Genomic DNA, 20,385 nt, shown 5'->3' on the forward strand with positions numbered 1-20,385 from the left:
GAACGGACTGACTAAGATGCCGCCAGGAAAAAATAAGAAGGGGCCATCTGCCATGCCTGAACGCGCATACCTCGACCACCTGGCCAGCCTGCAAGCCGAGGCCTGGCCTGCCAACGCGCCACGCGAGGCGCACTACCCGCACGGCCAACAGCCACTCAGCGAATACCTGCGAGCCTGGGCCAGTACCCAGCCTGACCGCCCGGCCCTGGACTTCTACGGCCACAGCATCACCTGGGCTGAGCTGGATCGCCTGTCCGACCGCTGCGCTGCACTGCTCTGTGAGCTGGGGGTACAGGTCGGTGATCGGGTTGCGGTGTTTATGCCCAACTGCCCACAGCTGCATATCGCCTTCTACGGCATCCTCAAATGCGGGGCGGTGTATGCCCCCGTCAGCCCGCTGAGCAAACCGCTGGAGCTGGCCTATCAGCTACAGGACAGCGCCACTCAGGTGCTGCTCTGCTTCGATCAGCTGCTGCCGGTGGTGCGCGCCGTACAGGCGCAATACTCGCCGCGCCACATTCTGGCAACCAGCCTCAGCGAACTGCGCCCCAGCGTGCCGAGCATCCCGGTGGCAGACCTGCTGCTTGCCGGAAAAGTTGCACTCGACGCCGATCTCATCGACTTTCTCCCAGCCGTGGAGCGCTGCCAGCACGCCACGCCCAGCCACCGGCCACAGCTCGATGACATCGCCGCGCTGAATTACACCGGTGGTACCACCGGGTTGCCCAAGGGCTGTGTGCACACCCACGGCGACATGCTCTACACCTGCGCCAGCTTCGTGCCCGTGGCCATGGGCCTGCAACCCGATAGCGTGCTGCTCAACTTCCTCCCGGAGTTCTGGATTGCCGGAGAAAACGCCGGACTGCTGTTCCCCGTGTTCAGTGGCTGCCGCCTGGTGCTGCTGGCGCGCTGGGATGCGCTGGCCTTTATGGCCGCTATCGAGCATTACCGGGTCAGCCACTGCGGCCTGCTGGTCGACAGCGCCGCAGAAGTCCTGGAGCACAGCGATGTCGGCCGCTACAACTTCCGTTCGCTGCACCGCACCGGGAGCATTTCCTTTACCAAGAAGCTGACCCGCGACTACCGCGAGCGCTGGCGCGAGCTGACTGGCTGCACGCTGTTTGAATTCAGCTTCGGCATGACCGAAACCCACACCTGCGACACCTTCACCTATGGCCTGCAGGACGACGATTTCGACCTCACCAGCGCCCCGACTTTTGTCGGCCTGCCGGTGCCCGGCACTGAATTCAAGGTCTGCGATTTCACCAGCGGCGAGCTGCTGCCACTGGGCAGCGAAGGCGAGCTGTGCGTGCGCAGCCCTTCTTTGCTGCACGGTTACTGGCAGCGCCCGGAGGAGTCTGCTGCGGCTCTGCGCGATGGCTGGCTGCACACCGGCGATCTCGGCCAGATCACCGATCAGGGGTTTATCCGCTACCTGGGCCGGCGCAAGGAAATGCTCAAGGTCAACGGCATGAGTGTGTTCCCCAGCGAACTGGAGGCCATGCTCGGTCAGCACCCGGCGCTGCTGGCCAGTGCGGTGATCGGCCGTAGTGACGCCAGCAGTGGCCAACGCCCGGTGGCGTTTGTCGTGTTCAAGGCCGGCAGCCAGGAGAGTGCCTACAGCCTGCACGACTGGTGCAAGGAGGCGATGGCCAGCTACAAGGTGCCAGAGATCCGCGTGGTCGACGCACTGCCCATGACGGCCACCGGCAAGGTCAAAAAGAACGAGCTGGAGAGCCTGCTGTGAACACCCCCTTTACTGCCCTGCTGATCGCCAACCGTGGCGAAATCGCCATCCGCATCGCCCGCGCCGCCAGTGAACTGGGCATTCGCTCGGTCGCCCTGTACGCCGAAGACGACGCCGCTTCCCTGCATGTGCGGCAGGCAGACAGCGCCGTGGCGCTCAAGGGCCGTGGTGTAGCGGCTTACCTGGATATGGACCAGCTGATCGCGATTGCCCAGGCGCAGGGCTGCGATGCCGTGCATCCGGGCTACGGCTTTCTCGCGGAGAACGCCGAGTTTGCGCGGCGCTGCCAGGCCGCTGGGCTGTGTTTTGTCGGCCCCAGCAGCGAGGTGCTGCAATTGTTTGGCGACAAGGCAGCGGCGCGGGCGCTAGCCGAACGCTGCGCCGTGCCGCTGGTAGCGGGGATCAATCGGCCGATCAGCCTGGAGGAAGCCCATGGCTTTCTCGCTGAACATGGCGCCGTCATGCTCAAGGCCCTGGCGGGCGGCGGTGGTCGCGGCATGCGCCCGTTATTCGCAGCCAGTGAGCTGGACGAGTCCTTTGCACGCTGCCAGTCCGAAGCCCGCACCGCATTCGGCAATGATGCGCTGTATATCGAGCAACTGGTCAGCCAGGCCCGGCATATCGAGATTCAGGTACTGGGTGACAGCACGGGCGCAGTGAGCCATCTGTGGGAGCGCGACTGCAGCCTGCAACGCCGCCAGCAGAAGCTGGTGGAAATCGCCCCCAGCCCGGACCTCCCCGCTGCCACCCGCGAACGGATGATCGCAGCCGCACTAAAACTGGCCGGAGCAGCAAAATACCAAGGCCTGGGCACCTTCGAATTTCTATTGGATGCCGAACAACCCGAGCGCTTTTACTTTATGGAGGCCAACCCGCGCATTCAGGTCGAACACACCGTCACCGAGCAGGTCACCGGCATCGACCTGCTGCACACCCAGCTCAAGCTGGCCGCAGGTCAATCACTGGAACAACTGGGCCTGCTGCAGCCTCCGGCCTTGAACGGCAGCGCGGTGCAGCTGCGCATCAACCTGGAAAGCATGAGTGCCGATGGCAGCACCCGCCCGGCCGCCGGCACCCTGACGGCCTACCAGCCGCCCAGCGGACCCGGCCTGCGCGTGGATGGCTACGGTTACGCCGGCTATCCGGTCAGCCCCTGTTACGACTCACTGCTGGCCAAGCTGATCGCCCATGCACCGGACTACCCCAGCGCCCTGCGCCGCGCCTACCGGGCACTGTGCGAATTTCGCCTGGAAGGCGTGGCGAGCAACCTGCACCTGCTGCAGAACCTGCTGCGCCTGCCGCAGGTGGCGAGCTATCAGCTGACCACGCGCTTTGTCGAAAACCAGCTAAGCGAGCTGCTGGCCGCCCAGCCCCAGGCCCATCCACATCACTTCTTTGCCGGTGCGCAGGCGGCCAGCCAAGACGCACAGCAGGTACAGGATGCACCACCCGGCTGCCTGCCCCTGCTGACCCACAGCACCGGCGTGGTGGTCAGCCTGGAGGTGGCCGAAGGCGATGCGGTGGCCGTCGGCCAGAGCATTGCGGTGCTGGAGGCGATGAAAATGGAGTTTGTCGTCACCGCCAGCCACAGTGGCATCGTCCGCCAACTGGCCGTGCAGATCGGCAGCGCACTCAATGAAGGCCAGCCACTGCTGTTTATCGAACCCGCCGAGGTCGACGTCGCCGCCAGCCAGAGCGAACAGAGCCTGGACCTTGAGCATATCCGTACGGATCTGGCCGAAGTGCTCGAGCGCCACGCCGTCACCCGCGACGAGCGCCGCCCGCAGGCCGTGACCAAACGGCGCAAGACGGGCCAACGCACCGTGCGCGAGAACCTGGCGGACTTGCTGGACGACGGCAGCTTCAGCGAATACGGCGCACTGGCGATTGCCGCACAACGGCGCAGGCGTTCGCTGGCCGAGCTGATCGAACAGAGCCCGGCCGATGGCTTGGTGGCTGGCACCGGCACGGTCAACGCCGAGGTGTTCGGCAGCCAGGCCGCGCGCTGCATGGCCATCGCCTACGACTACACGGTCTTCGCCGGCACCCAGGGCGTGATGAACCATAAGAAAACCGACCGCATGCTCGGCCTGGCCGCGCAGTGGCGCTTGCCGCTGGTGCTGTTTGCCGAAGGTGGCGGTGGCCGCCCTGGCGATACCGATTTTGTCGGCGTGGCCGGGCTGGACTGTCACACCTTTGTCGGCATGGCCAAGCTCTCCGGCCTAGTGCCGCTGGTCGGCGTGGTGTCCGGGCGCTGCTTTGCCGGCAACGCCGCGCTGCTCGGCTGCTGTGATGTGATTATCGCCACAGAGGACGCGACCATCGGCATGGCGGGCCCGGCGATGATCGAAGGCGGCGGCCTGGGCAGCTTCAAACCGGAACAGGTCGGCCCGGTCAGCGTGCAGGGACCCAATGGCGTTATCGATGTGCGGGTAGCCGACGAAGCCGCAGCGGTGCAAGTGGCCAAGCAGTACCTGAGCTACTTCCAGGGCGTGCTAACCGAGTGGGATTGCGCCGATCAGCGCGAGCTGCGCCACCTGATCCCGGAAAACCGCTTGCGCGTCTACGACATCCGCCAGGTCATCCGCACACTCGCGGACACGGGCTCCGTATTGGAACTGCGCCGCGAATTTGCCCCCGGTCTAATCACCGCATTTATCCGCATCGAAGGTAAGCCATTCGGCCTGCTGGCGAATAATCCGGCGCACCTCGGCGGGGCTATCGATGCGGTGGCCGGCGACAAGGCTGCGCGCTTTATGCAGCTGTGCGACGCCTTCGATATTCCGCTGCTGTCGCTGTGCGACACCCCCGGCTTTATGGTCGGCCCGGAGGCGGAGAAGCAGGCCACGGTGCGCCATGTCTCGCGCATGTTTGTCGCCGCCGCCAGCCTGACGGTGCCGTTCTTCACCGTGGTGCTGCGCAAGGGCTACGGCCTCGGTGCCCAGGCCATGGCCGCCGGCAGCTTCCATTCGCCACTGTTCACCATCGCCTGGCCCAGCGCCGAGTTTGGTGCAATGGGCCTGGAAGGCGCGGTGCGCCTGGGGTTTGCCAAGGAACTGGCCGCCGTTGAGGACCCGGCGGCACGCCAGCAGCTGTTCGACAAGCTGGTGGCCAAGGCCTACGAGAATGGCAAGGGCATCAATATGGCCAGCTTTCTGGAGATCGATGCGGTGATCGACCCCGTGGAAACCCGCGCCTGGCTACTGCGCGGCCTCAATGCCACACCCAAGCCCGCGCCGCGCGAGGGCAAAAAGCGCAGCGTGGATACCTGGTAGTCCGCTGAGCGCGCCTGGATGCACCATCCGTGCATCCAGGCGCGAGGTGCATGGAACCGAACCTTGTTTGGGCAGTTTCCGGCGCTTCGGGTAAACTGCCGCATCTTTTGCACCGATAACGATCTGCCTGATGCCGACGACCTTCCACGAGATTCCCCGTGAGCGCCCGCTGACGCCCCTCCTAGACCGTGCCAACACGCCGGACGAACTGCGTCGCCTGGGCGAAGCCGAGCTGGAGACGCTGGCCGACGAGCTGCGCCAGTACCTGCTATACACCGTTGGCCAGACCGGTGGGCATTTCGGCGCAGGCCTTGGCGTGATCGAACTGACCGTGGCCCTGCACTACGTCTTCGACACCCCGGACGACCGCCTGGTGTGGGACGTGGGCCATCAGGCCTACCCGCACAAGATCCTCACCGGTCGCCGTGAGCAGATGGGCAGTTTGCGCCAGAAGGATGGCATCGCTGCCTTCCCGCGCCGCTCGGAGAGCGAGTACGACACCTTTGGCGTCGGCCACTCCAGCACCAGCATCAGCGCCGCCCTGGGCATGGCCATCGCCGCCCGCCTGAAAGGTGAGAAGCGCAAGGCCGTGGCAGTAATCGGCGACGGCGCGATGACCGCCGGTATGGCCTTCGAGGCGCTGAACCACGCCAGTGACGTGGGCGCCAACATGCTGGTGATCCTCAACGACAACGACATGTCGATCTCCAAGAACGTCGGTGGCCTATCCAACTACCTGGCCAAGATCATCTCCAGCCGCACGTACTCGAACATGCGCGAAGGCAGCAAGAAGATCCTCTCGCACCTGCCCGGTGCCTGGGAAATCGCCCGCAAGGTGGAAGAACACGCCAAAGGCATGCTGGTCCCCGGCACCCTGTTCGAAGAATTGGGCTGGAACTACGTCGGCCCCATCGACGGCCACGACCTGCCCACCCTACTGGCGACGCTGCGCAATATGCGCGACCTCGACGGCCCGCAGTTCCTGCATGTGGTGACCAAAAAGGGCAAGGGTTTCGCCCCGGCCGAGGTCGACCCGATCGGCTATCACGCTATCACCAAGCTGGAGCCGATCAACGCGCCGGCCGCCCCCAAGCAAGCCAGCGGGCCGAAATACTCCAGCGTATTTGGCCAGTGGCTGTGCGATATGGCCGCCGAAGACCCGCGCCTGGTCGGCATCACCCCGGCGATGAAGGAAGGCTCCGACCTGGTGGCCTTCAGCGAACGTTACCCCGAGCGCTATTTCGATGTAGCCATCGCCGAGCAACACGCAGTGACCCTCGCCGCCGGCATGGCCTGCGACGGCGCCAAGCCGGTGGTGGCGATCTACTCGACCTTCCTGCAGCGCGCCTATGACCAGCTGATCCACGATGTAGCCGTGCAGCACCTCGACGTGCTGTTCGCCATCGACCGCGCCGGTCTGGTCGGCGAGGACGGCCCGACCCACGCCGGCAGCTTCGACATCTCCTACCTGCGCTGCATCCCCGGCATGCTGGTGATGACCCCGAGTGATGAGAACGAACTGCGCCGCATGCTCAGCACTGGCCATCTGTTCAATGGCCCTGCCGCCGTCCGCTATCCGCGTGGCAGCGGGCCGAATGCGGCCATCGAACCAGGCCTGGAACCGCTGGAAATCGGTAAGGGCGTGGTTCGCCGCCAGGGCAAGCAAAGCGCCCTGCTGGTGTTCGGCGTGCAACTGAGCGAAGCGCTCAAGGTGGGCGACGCACTCGACGCCACGGTGGTCGATATGCGCTTCGTCAAACCGCTGGATGAAGCCCTGGTACGCCAGCTGGCGGCCAGCCACGAGTTGCTGGTGACCATCGAAGAGAACAGCGTGATGGGCGGTGCCGGCAGCGCGGTCAGCGAGTTCCTCGCCCATGCCGGCCTGCTCAAACCCGTGCTGCACCTGGGCCTGCCGGACTACTACGTCGAACACGCCAAACCGGCGCAGATGCTCGCCGAATGCGGCCTGGATGCCGCTGGCATCGAAGCGGCCGTACGCCAGCGCCTGGCAACCCTGGCCAGCTGAGCGCCATTGATCCCGAGCTGAACGACGCTCACTTGTAATTGCAGTAACCGCGCATTAAGGTGCGCGGCGTTTTACTTCCGCCAAGGTGCGCCCTTCATCCGTGAAGCGGCGTTAAACGGGAAGCCGGTGCGCTCATGACGAGCCATCCCGGCACTGCCCCCGCAACGGTAATCGACCGCAGAGCCATTCTGCACGTCACCTCACGCTGTCCACTGGAGCAATCTGGGAAGGACGAGGCCACGTATGTCGAGAGTCCGGAGACCGGCCTTGCTGGATGCGACTGGTGTTGCGGAGGGCATCACCGTCAAGCTCAGGCTGCCTCTGCGCACGCCCGTTCTTGTCCCTGCCCTCCTCAAAAGTCTCCCGACCTTTTGAGGATTCTCTAGATGAAGTTGTCCCGTCTTGCCCTGGCTGTGGCCTTGTTGCCCAGCATCAGCGTTGCTGCCAGCGATAGCCGCAACCACGAGTTGCCACCACTGGTCATTACTCGTGCGACTCCGCTCAAAGCACCGGTGCCCGCGAGCGTCAAAGTAATCGACCGCCAGCAGATTGAAGCAACTGCGGCGTCATCACTCCTTGACGTACTGCGCAGCCAGGCCGGTATACAAATACGCGACACCATTGGCGATGGCAGCCGAGCCACTTTCAGTCTGCGCGGCTTCGGCGAGAATGCGGTTAACAACACCCTGATCCTGGTCGATGGTCGGCGCCTAAACCAACCCAGCCAGGCCGGAGCCGACCTCAACAGCGTGCCGCTGGGCAATATCGAGCGCATCGAGATCATTCGTGGCGCAGGTACAGTCCTCTATGGCGACCAAGCGGTAGGTGGCGTTATCAATATTGTCACCCGCACCCCAAGCAGCAATGAGGGCTATCTCGAAGCCAGTCGCGGCAGCCATGACCTGGAGGCCTTTCGCGGGCATATCTACCAGCAGCTCGGCGGTGGATTTTCGACCTACCTGAGCGGCGAGTCGCGAACAGCTGACAACTATCGCGACCATAACAATGCCAGTTACAGCAACGCCTTCGCCCGCCTGCGCTATGACCATGACAATGGCCATGCGCTGTATGAGTACCAAACGGTCGACGATGAGCTGCTCTACCCCAATGCCCTGACCAGGGCGCAACGCCGTACAGATCGCAAGCAAAGTGACTCAACGGCCTGGAATGACAGCAAGACGCAGGTGCATCGTTTTGCCCTGGAGCAGCAACTGAGTGACGTATGGACTGCCAACCTCGACTACAGCCATAGCGATCAGGACAGTGTCGGCAGTTTTGCTGCACCGGACCGTTTCACCCAGGACACCCGCACTGAAAGCATCAGTCCCAGACTGAGTGCACGCTACGACAACACCCTGGGGGCAGGAGAATGGCTACTGGGTCACGACCACATAAGCAGTGACGCCCAATCATCCTGGGGCACCGACTTCCAGCAAACCCAGCGCGACTGGTATAGCCAGTTAAGCCAGGAACTAGGCCGCGACGTGACCGTTACTGTCGGCTATCGCAGCAGCGAAGCGGACGACAATAACAAGGCGATCCGCAAACACCATAAAGATCGCGAAGACAGCACCAGCATTGGCCTGAGCTGGCAAGCTAACCAAGAGACGCGTTTGTTTATCAAGCGCGAGGATGTGCTGCGCTGGGCCAACGTGGACGACAATGCGTTTGTCCTGCCAGGGGTCGAGTTCCTCAAACCGCAGACCGGCGTGTCTTGGGAAAGTGGCATCGAGTGGCAAGACGGCGTACAGCGTTACCAAGCAACGCTGTATCGGTTGGATTTGCAGGACGAACTCCTCTACGACGCAATGATTGCCAACCCCAACAGCTGGAATGGTCGCGGGGCCAATATCAATCTGGATAAAACCCGCCGTGATGGACTGCTGCTGGAAGCGGAGCGCCAGTTGAGCGAACGCCTGAGCATCGGTGGCCAATACAGCTTTACCGATGCGGAGTTTCGCGCGGGCTCTTTTCAGGGCAACAAGGTTCCGTGGGTCGCGCGCCATACGGCCAGTACACACCTCAGCTACCTGATCGTGCCAGGCCTGCGCGGTTATCTGGAAGCGGTTTATACCGGCAACCGCTATTACTCGGGGGACGATGCCAACAACCAGCACCAAGCGGGCAGCTACACCCTGCTTAACGCGGCACTGAGCTACGACTATCAGCAGTTCAGCAGCAAGTTGCGCCTCAACAACCTCACTGGCAAACGTTATGACGCGTTTGCCAGCGCAACCAGCAGTTACCCCGCAGCCGAAGAGCAGGTGCAGCTCAGCGTTGGTTACAGGTTCTGACAATCCGCCCTGGGCCTTTTCGGTCCAGGGCTTTCAACGCGCCTGCGCCAAGCGCTCACACAATTTCTCCATCGCCCCCAGCATCTGAAAGCTCGGCCGCTCCAGGCCGTTGTCCGGTACCAGCCAGAGTTGCTCGCGCTCGACAGCCGTTAGGCCCGGCCAGATGCGCCAGGCATCCAACTGCTGCTGCACACCCGCCAGAATCACCTCGGGATTGCGCTCAAGTACCGCTTCTACGCTGACCTGCGGCGCAGGCAAGCTCAGCTCGGCAAAAATATTGCGCGCCCCGCATACCGCCAGGGCATCGCTGATGATCTGCTGACCGCCGATGGTGTACAGCGGCACATCCCAGATCTGATAGAACAGCCGCAACGGCTGCTCGCGCCGGTAGCGCTGACTCAGCTGTTGCAGGCCCTGGTTGAAGCGCTGTTGCAGACGTTGGCCCTGCTCAGGACGGCCAATCCGCGCGCCGATCTCGGCAAACTGTCCGGCCAGGTCGGCCAACTTGCGCGGCTCGATCACCAGCACTGGAATGCCCAGACGCTGCAGCTGCTGACGTTGCGCACTGCTGATGCTGTCCGGCCACAGCAGCACCAGGTCAGGCTGTAACTGCAACAGGCTCTCCAACTCCAGCTGGCCAAAATTGCCCACCGAGGGCAGATGTTTCACCGCAGCAGGTCGCTCACCGCCATCCAGCAGCCCGACCAGCAAGTCACCAGCCTCAAGTTCGAGGACGATCTCGGTCAGCGACGGGGCCAGGGTGACCACCCGCGAGGCCGCCGCCACCGGCCAGGCCAGTGACAGCAGCATGCAGAGCATCAGCGTGCGCATCAGCCGAGTTGGCGAGGAATGCGATAGAGGTACAGCAGAACGATGCTGGACAGCGCCAGCAGAATCAGCGGGATCGCCTCAAGCCCGGCGAAGACCGCCAGGGCGGCGATCCAAGCCGGCAACGCAGCACCCAGCAGCGCCAGGCGCCGTGCCCGGGTCAGCTCCAGCCAGGCGTCATGTTCAGCCGGGCTGTCGAGGGCTTTTTCTGTGGCCACCAAGGCGCGTTTGTAACCGCTGAACAGCGGCAGGCTGATGAACATCGAAGCGAGGCCAGCGATAAACAGTGGCATGGTCAGCAAACCGGTCTGCTGACCACTGCCAAACAGCAGGTTAAGCACAAACAACGGGGCCAAGGTCACGGCCAGTTGCCGCCACCACTCCAGCGCCAGCCGACGGCGCACTTCGCCGCGCGTCACAGGCTTTCCTCGACCTCGCCCTGGTGCAGGCTGCCGAGCATATGCCCGAGCTTGCCGGCCTTGGTCGCCAGGTATTTCTTGTTGTGCGGGTTGTGATCAATCTGCAGCGGCACGCGAGTCGCCACATTGATGCCCATCTCACCGAGCGCCTTGACCTTGCGCGGGTTGTTGGTCATCAGCTTGAGCTGGCTGATGCGCAGATGATCGAGCATCGGCAGGCAGATGGCGTAGTCGCGCTGATCGGCCCCGAAGCCCAGACGCTCGTTGGCTTCCACGGTATCGGCGCCACCATCCTGCAACTCATAGGCGCGAATCTTGTTCAACAGGCCAATGCCGCGGCCTTCCTGACGCAAATAAAGCAGCACGCCACGGCCTTCGCTGGCAATCGCGCGCAAGGCAGCTTCCAGCTGAAAACCACAATCGCAACGCAGGCTGAACAGCGCATCGCCGGTCAGGCATTCAGAGTGCAAACGGCCCAGTACGGGCGCGCCATCGGCCACGTCACCAAAGGTCAGGGCAACATGCTCCTTGCCCGTGGCCTCTTCAAGGAAGCCATGCATGGTGAACACGCCAAAGGGCGTGGGCAGCTGGGAGGCGGCGACAAACACGACGGACACCGGATGCTCCTAAAGATAAATGGCAGAAAGAATAGGGCCGGCATTGTAACAGCAGGCCTTGGCAGCCGCTTAGCATGAATTATTGATGATAAGGATCGAGCAGGCGCATGGCGCTAGTACTTGGATTCCAGCACCAGCACATCCTGCTCCACCCTCCAGCCAACCCGGCCGAGAAAGCTCATACCCAGCAACGCCTCGGCAGGCGAGCCGCCTTCCAGCACCACGGCTTCAACACCCAGCACCTCCAGCTCACCGACTTTGACCCGGTCCAGGCTCACCCGCCAGCCGCGCGCGGTGCCGCTGGCCGTGCTGACCTGCAAGGGCGCACCGACGGCACGGTAATCGATGCCCAGGCGGCGTGCCTGTTCATCATTGAGCGCCACCGAGGTTGCACCAGTGTCCACCAGGAACTGGATCGGATGACCATTCACCGAACCGGCAATCCAGTAGTGCCCGCCAATGCCCTTGGCGACGCTCAGCTGTTTTTTCTGCGTTTCGGCAAAGCCATCGCTGTATTCACGGCTGAGGCTGTAACTGCGCTCAACACCATCCACTCGCAGCACCGCGCCACGGCTGTCCGCGCTGACCACCACCACGCCAGCTGGGCCAGTCTGACCAACCTTGACCAGCTTGCGCTGACCATCAACGTTCAACACCGCCGCCCCGGGAAACAGGCCAACGACCCGCACCTGCGGGGCTGCCGATGCAATGGTGCTGCACAGCAACAGGCTTATAGCGATCAGGTTATACACACGCATGCGGGGTCTCGCAGGGATCAGTCAAAGGGATAAGGCTGCTGCCAACGCTTGAAAATCGGCCGCAGGCTGCCGTCGGCCACCAGTTGTTCCATACGCTGGTCAAACAGCTCCGCCAGGGCACGCCCACGGGGGTTATCGGCAAAGCCCAGATAGAGCGGCAAGGTGGTCAGCGGGGTCATGCGGTAGCGCGATGGCTCGGCGGTGGCCGCGAGAATATCGCTGAGCTCGCCCAGCGCATCAATGTAGAGGTCGGCATGCCCCTGGTCGAGCATGCCGAGGATACCGCTGCGGCGGATCACTTCGCGGTACTGGTGCAAATTTGGCAAATATCGCTGGTACTCATAACCCCGCACCCAGACCAAGCGGAACGATCCCAGGTTGTCCAGCGTTGGCACAGGCGTACTTTTCAGACCCAGGGCCACGATCTGATCGAAGTCATAGTTCCAACGCGGGTAGAACACCTGATGCCGCACTTCATTGAGGTAGGAGCCAACCCAGGCGTCGGCCTCGCCGCGCTGGACCAGACCAATTGAACGGGTATAGGGCACATGCTGGACCTGCAACTGCACACCGGCGGGTTCAAAGACCAGGCGGAAAATATCCCAGGCCATGCCGCTACCATCGACCTCGGTGTGGCCTGGCCAGGTTTCCGCAGCAATCCGCACTTGCGTGGGCTCAGTAGCGTTGGCCAGCCCACTGGCCACACTCACCACCGCCCATAGCAGCCAGCCCCAGCAGCGCTTCATCAACCAGCCCTCCCTTGCTACCAGCCCAGCGCAGCCGCCAGCCCATTCGCCCAACCCCACACGATCAACTGCAGGCTCATCCAGGCAAATACCCCCGCCAGCACGTCGTCGAGCATGATGCCTACGCCGCCGTGTACATGCCGGTCGACCCAGCGAATCGGCCAGGGTTTGAGGATGTCGAACACGCGAAACAGTAAAAAGCCTAGCAGCAGCCAGCCCCAGCCGTGAGGAACCAGCCAGAGGGTGATCCACATGCCGACCATTTCGTCCCAGACGATGCCTTCGTGATCGTGCACGCGCAGGTCATCAGCCACTTTGCCGCACAGCCAGAAGCCAAACAGCATGGTCACGCCCAGCATCAGCCAGTAGCCCCAGTCCGGCAGCATCTGCCACAGCGGGATAAATGGCAGGGCAACCAGCGAGCCCCAGGTGCCCGGCGCTTTCGGTAACGTGCCGGAACCGAAGCCGAAGGCCAGAAAATGCCAGGGATTGCGCCACACCGAAGGCGGCACGAACTCGGCGGGAACTTGCTTGGGATGATCAGTCACTGGCACTTCCAAAATGTTGATAACCACGCCGAGGCGGCTCTACGGGCTGACCTTGCGCGTCCAGCAGGGTCACGCCCTGGCCGGCGGCAACGCGGCCAATCACCTGCACCGGGAGACCGGCTAGCTGCATATCCGCCAAATGCTCAGGCGGCAGGGTAAAGGCCAGGCGGTAGTCATCACCACCGCTTAGCGCACATTGCAGTGCAGCAGCGTCGCCAACCTGCGCCCGCAAGGCATCGGATAACGGCACCTGGGCCTGCTCGATGAGCAGCGCTACAGCCGAGGCCGCGGCGATATGCCCACAATCGGCCAGCAAGCCATCGGAGATATCCAGCGCCGCACTGGCCTTGCCGCGCAGGGCCAGGCCCAGTTCAAGCTGCGGCATCGGCGACCAATAACGCGCCAGCAGCGCCGTGGCCTGCGCCGAATCAGCACGCTGCTGCCCCAGCACCAGCGGCAAGGCACCTGCCGCATCACCCAGCTCACCGCCGACACACAGCAGATCGCCGACTTGCGCGCCCTTGCGGGTCAGCGCCAGACCGCTCGGCACGCGCCCAAACACACTGAGGGTAAGACTCAGCGGGCCACGGGTGGTGTCACCGCCGATCAGGCGAATGGCGCAACGCTGGGCCATCTGCTCCAGACCACTGGCAAAGGCCTCCAGCCAGCTCGCTTCCGCGCGGGGCAAAGTCAGGGCCAGGGTAAAGCCGACAGGCGTAGCGCCCATGGCCGCCAGATCGCTGACTGAAACGCCCAGGGCACGCTGACCCAGCAGAAAAGGATCGGCAGAATCGGGAAAATGCACCCCGCTTACCAGGGTGTCGGTGGAGATTGCCAACTGCTCGCCAGCCGGCAACTCCAACAGGGCACAGTCATCACCTATGCCCAACGCCACACCTTCACCGGCCTGCGCACAGGGCGCAGCGGCGAAGAACTGACGGATAAGCTCGAACTCACCCATGAGATGGCAACGATCTGCTGCGCGTCGGCCCTGCTGCGTTAAAAGCAGACTCGGAATGCTCATGTGCTACAGCACACTCCGCGTCCTCGCCTGCTTTTGCCTTGCAGGACTCTAGCTCGCAAGATCGTAAATCAAGCATCCCAAAAGACCTTAACGCTTGTTGGCGCGAACTTCATCCGCGCGCAAACGCGGAGCCAGCTTGTCCAGCACGCCGTTGACGAATTTGTGCCCGTCGGTGGCGCCAAACACCTTGGCCAGTTCGATGCCTTCGTTGATCACCACGCGATAGGGGATATCGATGCGGTTCTTCAGCTCGTAGGTCGACAGACGCAGGATCGACAGCTCAACCGGGTCGATCTCGTCCAGTGGACGGTCGAGCAGCGACTCGAACGCGCCATCGATCTCCGACTTCTGGCGTGGCACGCCATGCAGAATCTCGTGGAAGTAGGCACCATCGACCGCGCTGAAATCGTTATCGACGCGGAACTGCGCTTCGATTTCGTTCAGCGACTGGCCAGCCATGTGCCAGGAATACAGCGCCTGCATGGCCAGGGAGCGCGCCTGACGGCGCGCGAGGGTTTTGGTGCTGGGGGCTTTCGGGCCTTTCGGCGGCTGCCCGGTGCTGTCGTTCTGGCTCACTTGGCCTCCAACTGCGCCAGCAGGCTGACCATTTCCAGGGCCGACAGTGCGGCTTCGGCACCTTTGTTACCGGCCTTGGTGCCGGAACGCTCGATGGCTTGCTCGATGGAATCGACAGTCAGCACGCCGAAAGCGACTGGCACGCCGAACTCCATGGACACCTGGGCCAGGCCCTTGGTGCACTCACCGGCCACGTACTCGAAGTGCGGAGTACCGCCACGGATCACTGCGCCGAGGGCGATGATCGCGTCGTACTCGCTGCGCTGGGCGACTTTCTGCGCCACCAGCGGGATCTCGAACGCGCCTGGAGCACGGATGATGGTGATGTCGTCTTCGCTCACGCCATGACGCACCAGGGCATCAACCGCGCCGCTTACCAGGCTTTCAACAACGAAGCTGTTGAAGCGGCCGACGACCAGGGCAAAGCGGCCCTTGGGGGCGATAAAAGTACCTTCGATGGTCTTCAGGGTCATAGCGAATCTCGTCTGTATTAAAGAGCCGGGCCGCCAGCGGCGACCCTTGGGATTATTTAGAGGGCAGGTATTCTACAACTTCCAGGTCGAAACCGGATATTGCATTGAACTTCATCGGCGAACTCATCAGGCGCATCTTGCGCACACCGAGGTCACGCAGAATCTGCGAGCCCGCGCCCACGGTGCTGTAGGTCGCCGGATTAGCCGGCTGCTGACGGCTGATCAGTGCCAACAGCTCCGGCCCGGTCAGCGGATTGCCCAGCAGCAGCACCACTCCGCTGCCAGCCTTGGCCACTTCAGCCATGGCGGCACGCATGCTCCAGCGGCCCGGCTGGTTGACCATAAACAGGTCACGCAGCGGATCCATGTTGTGCACCCGCACCAGCGTCGGTTCTTCGGCACACACCGTGCCCAGGGTCAGCGCCATGTGCGCGGTATCCTCGACGCCGTCGCGGTAGGTCACCAGGTTGAACTGACCCAGTTCGGTGTCCAGCGGCTGTTCGCTGATGCGCTCAACCGTGCGCTCATGGATCAGGCGGTAGTGGATCAGATCAGCGATGGTGCCGATCTTCAGACCGTGCTCTTCGGCGAACTTTTCCAGCTCCGGACGACGGGCCATGGTGCCATCGTCGTTCATGATCTCGCAGATCACCCCGCTCGGCTCGAAACCGCCCATGCGTGCCAGGTCGCAGGCCGCCTCGGTGTGGCCGGCACGGGCCAGCACGCCGCCCGGCTGAGCCATCAACGGAAAGATATGACCAGGGCTGACGATATCCGTCGCCACGGCATTACGCGCCACGGCAGCTTGTACGGTTCGCGCGCGGTCAGCCGCAGAGATACCGGTGGTCACGCCTTCGGCGGCTTCGATGGAGACGGTGAATTTAGTGCCGAAGCCGGAGCCGTTGCGCGGCGCCATCAGCGGCAGGTTGAGCAACTCGCAGCGCTCGCGGGTCATTGGCATGCAGATCAGACCACGGGCGAAGCGGGCCATGAAGTTGATGTGCTCTGCAGTGACGCATTCGGAGGCAATGATGATGTCGCCTTCGTTCTCGCGGTCTTCGTCATCCATGAGGATGACCATCTTGCCAGCGCGGATGTCTTCGATCAGTTCTTCAGCGGTATTGAGCGCCATCGGGCGTCTCCTCAATTATTCAGATAGCCGTGTTCGGCAAGAAAACTTTCGGTCAGACCCGAAGCCTTGGGCTCGGCAGCCTTGTCGCCGAGCAGCAGGCGCTCCAGGTAACGCGCCAGCAAGTCAACCTCGAGGTTGACCTTACGCCCGGCCTGGTAGTCGACCATGATGGTCTCGGCCAGGGTGTGCGGCACGATGGTCAGTTCGAACTCGGCGCCATTGACCGCGTTGACGGTCAGGCTGGTGCCGTCGACGGTGATCGAACCCTTGTGCGCGATGTACTTGGCCAGCTCGCGCGGAGCGCGCACCGTGAACTGCACGGCACGGGCGTTATCGGCGCGCGAGACGATCTCGCCGACGCCATCGACGTGGCCGCTGACCAGATGACCACCGAGGCGGCTGGTCGGCGTCAGGGCCTTTTCCAGGTTCACCGCGCTGCCAGGCTTGAGGTCGGCAAAGGCAGTGCGCGCCAGCGTCTCGCGGCTGACGTCGGCCCAAAAGCCGTCGCCAGGCAGCTCCACTGCGGTCAGGCAGATGCCGTTGACCGCGATGCTGTCGCCGAGCTTGACGTCGCCCAAATCGAGTTTGCCGGTGGCTACGTAGACGCGCACGTCGCCGCCTTTCGGGGTCATGGCGCGGATACTGCCGATGGCTTCGATTATGCCGGTGAACATACGCCCTCCGGTTTCACGTTGAAGGTAGTGCTGAACAGCATGGACGAACTCCTGTTTTGATTAAAAACAGGGCAATGCCGATCGATAGGGATTTCGCGGACACGCACGAGGCGCCCGTGGAGGGAATCCCGCTCTCTCTTTATCCGGACTATACCGTCGGCCCCGGAATCACACCGGGTCTGCTGGACCTCGCGCGGCAGGAGCCGTGGCGAGCGCTCGCGGGCTAGGTTCTGCGAACCATTACCGCCGGTGGGGAATCACACCCCGCCCTGAGAACGTTGACTGCTTACGCAGCCGAGACGCGTTTTACCACATATTGCCGCCAACCTGCACCGGCTAACGGCCGCCTGAATGACATGCTATCTACCACGTGCACGCTGGCCCATGGCCTTGCCGGTGATCAGCCCGCAGGCTGCGGCACCGCAATAATGCGCCAGTCATCACCGACCGCGCGCATCTCGACAATTTTCAGCGCCGGTGCATCGGCCATGCGCGCCAGCGGCAGATCGAGCAACGGCCGCGCGCTGGAACCCAGCAGCTTGGGCGCAACAAACAGCTGGTACTCATCCACCAGCCCCAGGCGGGCGAAGGCACCGGCCAGACGTGGCCCGGCCTCCACCAGCACTTCGTTGGCACCACGCGCCGCCAACTCGACCAGCAGCTTGCGCAGGTCAACATGCCCGTTACTGCCCGGCACCGCCAATAGTTCGTGCCCATCGTCCAGATAGCGATCACGCGCAGACGCCGCGGCGCAGGTCGCCACCAATGCGGCGCCAGCTTGAAAAAACGGAACGTTGAGCGGCACACGCAGGCGTCCATCGACCAACACGCGCAGCGGTGGGCGAGTCTGCGCCAGGGCACTCAGTTCGGCCCCCAGGCCCAGTTCATCGGCGCGCACGGTCAGCCGGGCATCATCGGCCAGCACCGTGTCGGCACCCGTCAGCACCACGCTGGAGCGCGCACGCAGGCGCTGCACCGCAGCGCGCGCCGCTGGCCCGGTAATCCACTGACTTTCACCGCTGGCCATGGCGGTACGCCCATCCAGGCTCATCGCCAGCTTGACCCGGACAAAGGGCAACCCCTGCTCCATGCGCTTGATAAAGCCTGCATTCAGTGCACGCGCCTCGCTTTCCAGCACCCCGCTCTGTACCGCAATGCCGGCATGCATGAGGCGCAGCAGGCCATCACCGCTAACCTGCGGATTGGGGTCCTGCATGGCCGCCACCACACGGGCAACGCCGGCGTTGATCAGCGCATCGGCGCATGGCGGTGTACGCCCATGGTGACTGCAGGGTTCCAGGGTGACATAAGCGGTGGCGCCACGGGCCTTGTCGCCGGCCTGGCGCAGTGCATGCACTTCGGCATGCGGCTCGCCGGCACGGGCATGCCAGCCTTCGCCAACAATGCGGCCATCACGAACGATCACGCAGCCAACGCGCGGATTGGGGTGAGTGGAGTACAGGCCTTTTCGGGCCAGTTCCAGCGCGCGCGCCATACAGGCGTGATCTGAAGTCATCATCAACCTTTGATAGGTTCGCGGGACAGTCGGTCAATTTCCTCGCGGAATTCGTTGAGGTCCTGAAAGCGCTTGTACACCGAGGCAAAGCGGATATAGGCCACTTCATCGAGTTTCTGCAGCTCGGCCATCACCAGCTCACCCAGCACCAGCGACTTGATCTCGCGTTCGCCGGTGGCGCGCAGCTTGTGCTTGATATGGGCAATCGCCGCTTCCAGGCGCTCGATGCTCACCGGGCGTTTCTCCAGCGCACGCTGCATACCGGCACGCAGCTTCTCCTCGTCGAACGGCTGGCGACTGCCGTCCTGCTTGATCAGCCGAGGCATGACCAGCTCAGCCGTCTCGAAGGTGGTGAAGCGCTCTTCACAGGCCAGGCATTCACGCCGACGACGCACCTGCTCGCCCTCGGCAACCAGGCGCGAATCGATCACTTTGGTGTCATTGGCACCGCAGAAGGGACAGTGCATAAGTAAGGCCAGCCTTAGAACGAAGGTGGCCATGGTAGCGCATCCCACAGGCAAGACAAGCCGCGGCCTTTGCGGTATACAGGCGACCGTCCCCCACAGCGGAGTTGCTCCCCCGATGAAAGCCCATGCCCCGTTTCGGCCGCTGATTCTAGTGAGCCTGCTGGCCCTGCTGAGCGCCTGCGCCAGCGACAGCCCGGCACCTGCTGCGCCCACCCCCGTTGCGCCGCCCGAAACACCGAGCGCGCCCGCACCATTACCTGCCCACCAGCGCGAACTGAGCGGCAGCCTGCTCAATGTGCCGAACGCAGCCGATGTGGAACTGGCACTGCTGGCAGTCGACGCGCGCGGCCGGCCACAGGCGCTGATCGGCAGCATCCAGTTGCGTGGCAATGGTAATCCGCTGGCGTTTCACCTGCCCTTCAACCCGGAAACCTTCAACAAGCACAGCCGGGTTGAACTGCACGGCCGCGCCAACCAGGCCGGCCGGCTGATCCTGCGCCTGCCGCCGCAACCCATTGCCCGCGGCGAAACCCAAGCCCTCGGCGAGCTGCGTCTGGTGCCCGCACCGTGAGTGCTCCGGCTGCTCTGCAACAGGCCCTGAGCGCCCTGCTCGGTGATGCGCAACTGAGCGCGGAAACCCTGCCGGGCACGGCTATTCGCTTGTGGCTGATCGATGCCGACAACATGGCCCGAGCCTTCAGCCCGGAGGAAACCCGGCGCATTCTCGAAGAACCGCCCTACTGGTGTTTCTGCTGGGCCAGCGGCCTGGTCCTGGCCCGCTGGCTGGCCGAAAACCCGCAATGGGTGCGCGGCAAGCGTGTGCTGGATTTCGGCGCGGGCTCCGGTGTGGCGGCGATTGCGGCGGCCAAGGCCGGCGCACTGGAAGTGGTGGCATGCGACCTCGACCCTCTGGCTATCGAGGCCTGCCGGGCGAATGCCGCGCTGAATGATGTGCAGCTGAGTTACTCAACCGACTTTTTCGCCGAGGCGGATCGCTTCGACCTGATCATCGTCGCCGACGTGCTCTACGACCGCGCCAACCTGCCGCTGCTCGATCAATTTCTCAGCCGTGGCCGTGAAGCATTGGTGGCGGACTCGCGGGTACGTGATTTTCAGCACCCGCTGTACCAGCGCCTGGGTATCCTCGAAGCCTGTACCTGGCCGGATCTGGCCGAACCAGCCGAGTTCCGCCACGTCAGCCTGTATCATGCACAGCGCACCTAGCGAGCGCAGCCCAGCAGCCCTTGTATCGCGCACCAAGCGCC

19 protein-coding genes and 2 riboswitches are annotated in these 20,385 nt (G+C 63.4%); of the genes, 6 read left to right on the forward strand and 13 right to left on the reverse strand.

Annotated elements, in window-relative coordinates:
- Positions 1–52: 52 nt before the first annotated feature.
- The 4 genes from ACSQ17_RS06905 to ACSQ17_RS06920 all read left to right on the forward strand — a co-directional run bounded on the left by ACSQ17_RS06905 (position 53) and on the right by ACSQ17_RS06920 (position 9,342).
- Entirely contained in the window at positions 53–1,747 is a 1,695-nt protein-coding gene (locus ACSQ17_RS06905; RefSeq protein ID WP_436068083.1) for an AMP-binding protein, read from the forward strand.
- Complete coding sequence (locus tag ACSQ17_RS06910; RefSeq protein WP_436068084.1) at positions 1,744–5,022, forward strand: carboxyl transferase domain-containing protein; 3,279 nt, start codon at positions 1,744–1,746, stop codon at positions 5,020–5,022. The genes ACSQ17_RS06905 and ACSQ17_RS06910 overlap by 4 nt, the downstream gene beginning before the upstream one ends.
- A gap of 130 nt (positions 5,023–5,152) precedes the next feature.
- On the forward strand, positions 5,153–7,048 hold the full coding sequence (gene dxs, locus ACSQ17_RS06915; protein ID WP_436068085.1) for a 1-deoxy-D-xylulose-5-phosphate synthase: 1,896 nt from the start codon (positions 5,153–5,155) through the stop codon (positions 7,046–7,048).
- A gap of 66 nt (positions 7,049–7,114) precedes the next feature.
- Positions 7,115–7,332: riboswitch (cobalamin riboswitch) on the forward strand.
- 102 nt (positions 7,333–7,434) lie between these two features.
- On the forward strand, positions 7,435–9,342 hold the full coding sequence (locus ACSQ17_RS06920) for a TonB-dependent receptor family protein (protein WP_436068086.1): 1,908 nt from the start codon (positions 7,435–7,437) through the stop codon (positions 9,340–9,342).
- 33 nt (positions 9,343–9,375) lie between these two features.
- Here ACSQ17_RS06920 and ACSQ17_RS06925 read toward each other — a convergent pair whose 3' ends face one another.
- From ACSQ17_RS06925 to nrdR, 13 genes are all read right to left on the reverse strand, one after another.
- Positions 9,376–10,173, reverse strand: coding sequence for a cobalamin-binding protein (locus tag ACSQ17_RS06925; protein WP_436068087.1), 798 nt, complete (start codon positions 10,171–10,173; stop codon positions 9,376–9,378).
- Positions 10,173–10,589, reverse strand: a complete 417-nt coding sequence (locus tag ACSQ17_RS06930; RefSeq protein WP_436068088.1) for an MFS transporter — start codon at positions 10,587–10,589, stop codon at positions 10,173–10,175. Before ACSQ17_RS06930 ends, ACSQ17_RS06925 begins: the two co-directional genes overlap by 1 nt.
- Positions 10,586–11,206 (reverse strand): GTP cyclohydrolase II, encoded by a 621-nt coding sequence (ribA, locus tag ACSQ17_RS06935; protein ID WP_436068089.1) that lies wholly within the window; start codon positions 11,204–11,206, stop codon positions 10,586–10,588. The genes ACSQ17_RS06930 and ribA overlap by 4 nt, the downstream gene beginning before the upstream one ends.
- Positions 11,207–11,319: 113 nt before the next feature.
- The gene (locus tag ACSQ17_RS06940) at positions 11,320–11,964 is read right to left on the reverse strand and encodes a retropepsin-like aspartic protease family protein (RefSeq protein ID WP_436068090.1); all 645 of its coding nucleotides are present in this window, start codon (positions 11,962–11,964) and stop codon (positions 11,320–11,322) included.
- Positions 11,965–11,981: 17 nt separating this feature from the next.
- Positions 11,982–12,710, reverse strand: a complete 729-nt coding sequence (locus ACSQ17_RS06945; RefSeq protein WP_436068091.1) for a substrate-binding periplasmic protein — start codon at positions 12,708–12,710, stop codon at positions 11,982–11,984.
- Positions 12,711–12,727: 17 nt separating this feature from the next.
- The gene (locus ACSQ17_RS06950; protein ID WP_436068092.1) at positions 12,728–13,258 is read right to left on the reverse strand and encodes a phosphatidylglycerophosphatase A family protein; all 531 of its coding nucleotides are present in this window, start codon (positions 13,256–13,258) and stop codon (positions 12,728–12,730) included.
- The gene (gene thiL / locus ACSQ17_RS06955; RefSeq protein ID WP_436068093.1) at positions 13,251–14,219 is read right to left on the reverse strand and encodes a thiamine-phosphate kinase; all 969 of its coding nucleotides are present in this window, start codon (positions 14,217–14,219) and stop codon (positions 13,251–13,253) included. The genes ACSQ17_RS06950 and thiL overlap by 8 nt, the downstream gene beginning before the upstream one ends.
- A gap of 150 nt (positions 14,220–14,369) precedes the next feature.
- Positions 14,370–14,858, reverse strand: a complete 489-nt coding sequence (nusB, locus tag ACSQ17_RS06960) for a transcription antitermination factor NusB (RefSeq protein ID WP_392540069.1) — start codon at positions 14,856–14,858, stop codon at positions 14,370–14,372.
- Positions 14,855–15,331 carry a 6,7-dimethyl-8-ribityllumazine synthase gene (ribH, locus tag ACSQ17_RS06965; RefSeq protein WP_436068094.1) on the reverse strand — a complete coding sequence of 159 codons (477 nt, stop codon included), beginning with the start codon at positions 15,329–15,331 and terminating at the stop codon, positions 14,855–14,857. Before ribH ends, nusB begins: the two co-directional genes overlap by 4 nt.
- A gap of 52 nt (positions 15,332–15,383) precedes the next feature.
- Entirely contained in the window at positions 15,384–16,463 is a 1,080-nt protein-coding gene (ribBA, locus tag ACSQ17_RS06970) for a bifunctional 3,4-dihydroxy-2-butanone-4-phosphate synthase/GTP cyclohydrolase II (protein ID WP_436068095.1), read from the reverse strand.
- An 11-nt stretch (positions 16,464–16,474) separates the two neighbouring features.
- Positions 16,475–17,137 (reverse strand): riboflavin synthase, encoded by a 663-nt coding sequence (locus tag ACSQ17_RS06975; RefSeq protein ID WP_436068096.1) that lies wholly within the window; start codon positions 17,135–17,137, stop codon positions 16,475–16,477.
- A 126-nt stretch (positions 17,138–17,263) separates the two neighbouring features.
- Positions 17,264–17,418, reverse strand: a riboswitch (FMN riboswitch).
- Between the two features lie 119 nt (positions 17,419–17,537).
- Complete coding sequence (gene ribD, locus ACSQ17_RS06980) at positions 17,538–18,656, reverse strand: bifunctional diaminohydroxyphosphoribosylaminopyrimidine deaminase/5-amino-6-(5-phosphoribosylamino)uracil reductase RibD (RefSeq protein ID WP_436068097.1); 1,119 nt, start codon at positions 18,654–18,656, stop codon at positions 17,538–17,540.
- Complete coding sequence (gene nrdR / locus ACSQ17_RS06985) at positions 18,656–19,120, reverse strand: transcriptional regulator NrdR (RefSeq protein ID WP_233685995.1); 465 nt, start codon at positions 19,118–19,120, stop codon at positions 18,656–18,658. The genes ribD and nrdR overlap by 1 nt, the downstream gene beginning before the upstream one ends.
- A gap of 115 nt (positions 19,121–19,235) precedes the next feature.
- Between nrdR and ACSQ17_RS06990 the strand changes: the two genes are divergently transcribed.
- Both ACSQ17_RS06990 and ACSQ17_RS06995 read left to right on the forward strand, forming a co-directional pair.
- Complete coding sequence (locus ACSQ17_RS06990) at positions 19,236–19,691, forward strand: YbaY family lipoprotein (protein ID WP_436068098.1); 456 nt, start codon at positions 19,236–19,238, stop codon at positions 19,689–19,691.
- Positions 19,688–20,344, forward strand: coding sequence for a class I SAM-dependent methyltransferase (locus ACSQ17_RS06995; RefSeq protein ID WP_436068099.1), 657 nt, complete (start codon positions 19,688–19,690; stop codon positions 20,342–20,344). Before ACSQ17_RS06990 ends, ACSQ17_RS06995 begins: the two co-directional genes overlap by 4 nt.
- The last annotated feature ends 41 nt before the right edge of the window (positions 20,345–20,385 follow it).

The organism is Pseudomonas sp. LjRoot71, from assembly GCF_964253255.1.
In the GTDB taxonomy this organism is placed as follows: Bacteria; Pseudomonadota; Gammaproteobacteria; order Pseudomonadales; family Pseudomonadaceae; genus Aquipseudomonas.

Coding starts and splice junctions, on each gene's coding strand:
- ACSQ17_RS06905 (WP_436068083.1), top strand. CDS start 53: ATGCCTGAACGCGCATACCTCGACCACCTGGCCAGCCTGCAAGCCGAG.
- ACSQ17_RS06920 (WP_436068086.1), top strand. CDS start 7,435: ATGAAGTTGTCCCGTCTTGCCCTGGCTGTGGCCTTGTTGCCCAGCATC.
- ribBA (WP_436068095.1), bottom strand. CDS start 16,463: ATGGCGCTCAATACCGCTGAAGAACTGATCGAAGACATCCGCGCTGGC.
- ribH (WP_436068094.1), bottom strand. CDS start 15,331: ATGACCCTGAAGACCATCGAAGGTACTTTTATCGCCCCCAAGGGCCGC.
- ribD (WP_436068097.1), bottom strand. CDS start 18,656: ATGATGACTTCAGATCACGCCTGTATGGCGCGCGCGCTGGAACTGGCC.
- dxs (WP_436068085.1), top strand. CDS start 5,153: ATGCCGACGACCTTCCACGAGATTCCCCGTGAGCGCCCGCTGACGCCC.
- thiL (WP_436068093.1), bottom strand. CDS start 14,219: ATGGGTGAGTTCGAGCTTATCCGTCAGTTCTTCGCCGCTGCGCCCTGT.
- nrdR (WP_233685995.1), bottom strand. CDS start 19,120: ATGCACTGTCCCTTCTGCGGTGCCAATGACACCAAAGTGATCGATTCG.
- ACSQ17_RS06925 (WP_436068087.1), bottom strand. CDS start 10,173: ATGCGCACGCTGATGCTCTGCATGCTGCTGTCACTGGCCTGGCCGGTG.
- ACSQ17_RS06990 (WP_436068098.1), top strand. CDS start 19,236: ATGAAAGCCCATGCCCCGTTTCGGCCGCTGATTCTAGTGAGCCTGCTG.
- ACSQ17_RS06975 (WP_436068096.1), bottom strand. CDS start 17,137: ATGTTCACCGGCATAATCGAAGCCATCGGCAGTATCCGCGCCATGACC.
- ACSQ17_RS06945 (WP_436068091.1), bottom strand. CDS start 12,710: ATGAAGCGCTGCTGGGGCTGGCTGCTATGGGCGGTGGTGAGTGTGGCC.
- ACSQ17_RS06940 (WP_436068090.1), bottom strand. CDS start 11,964: ATGCGTGTGTATAACCTGATCGCTATAAGCCTGTTGCTGTGCAGCACC.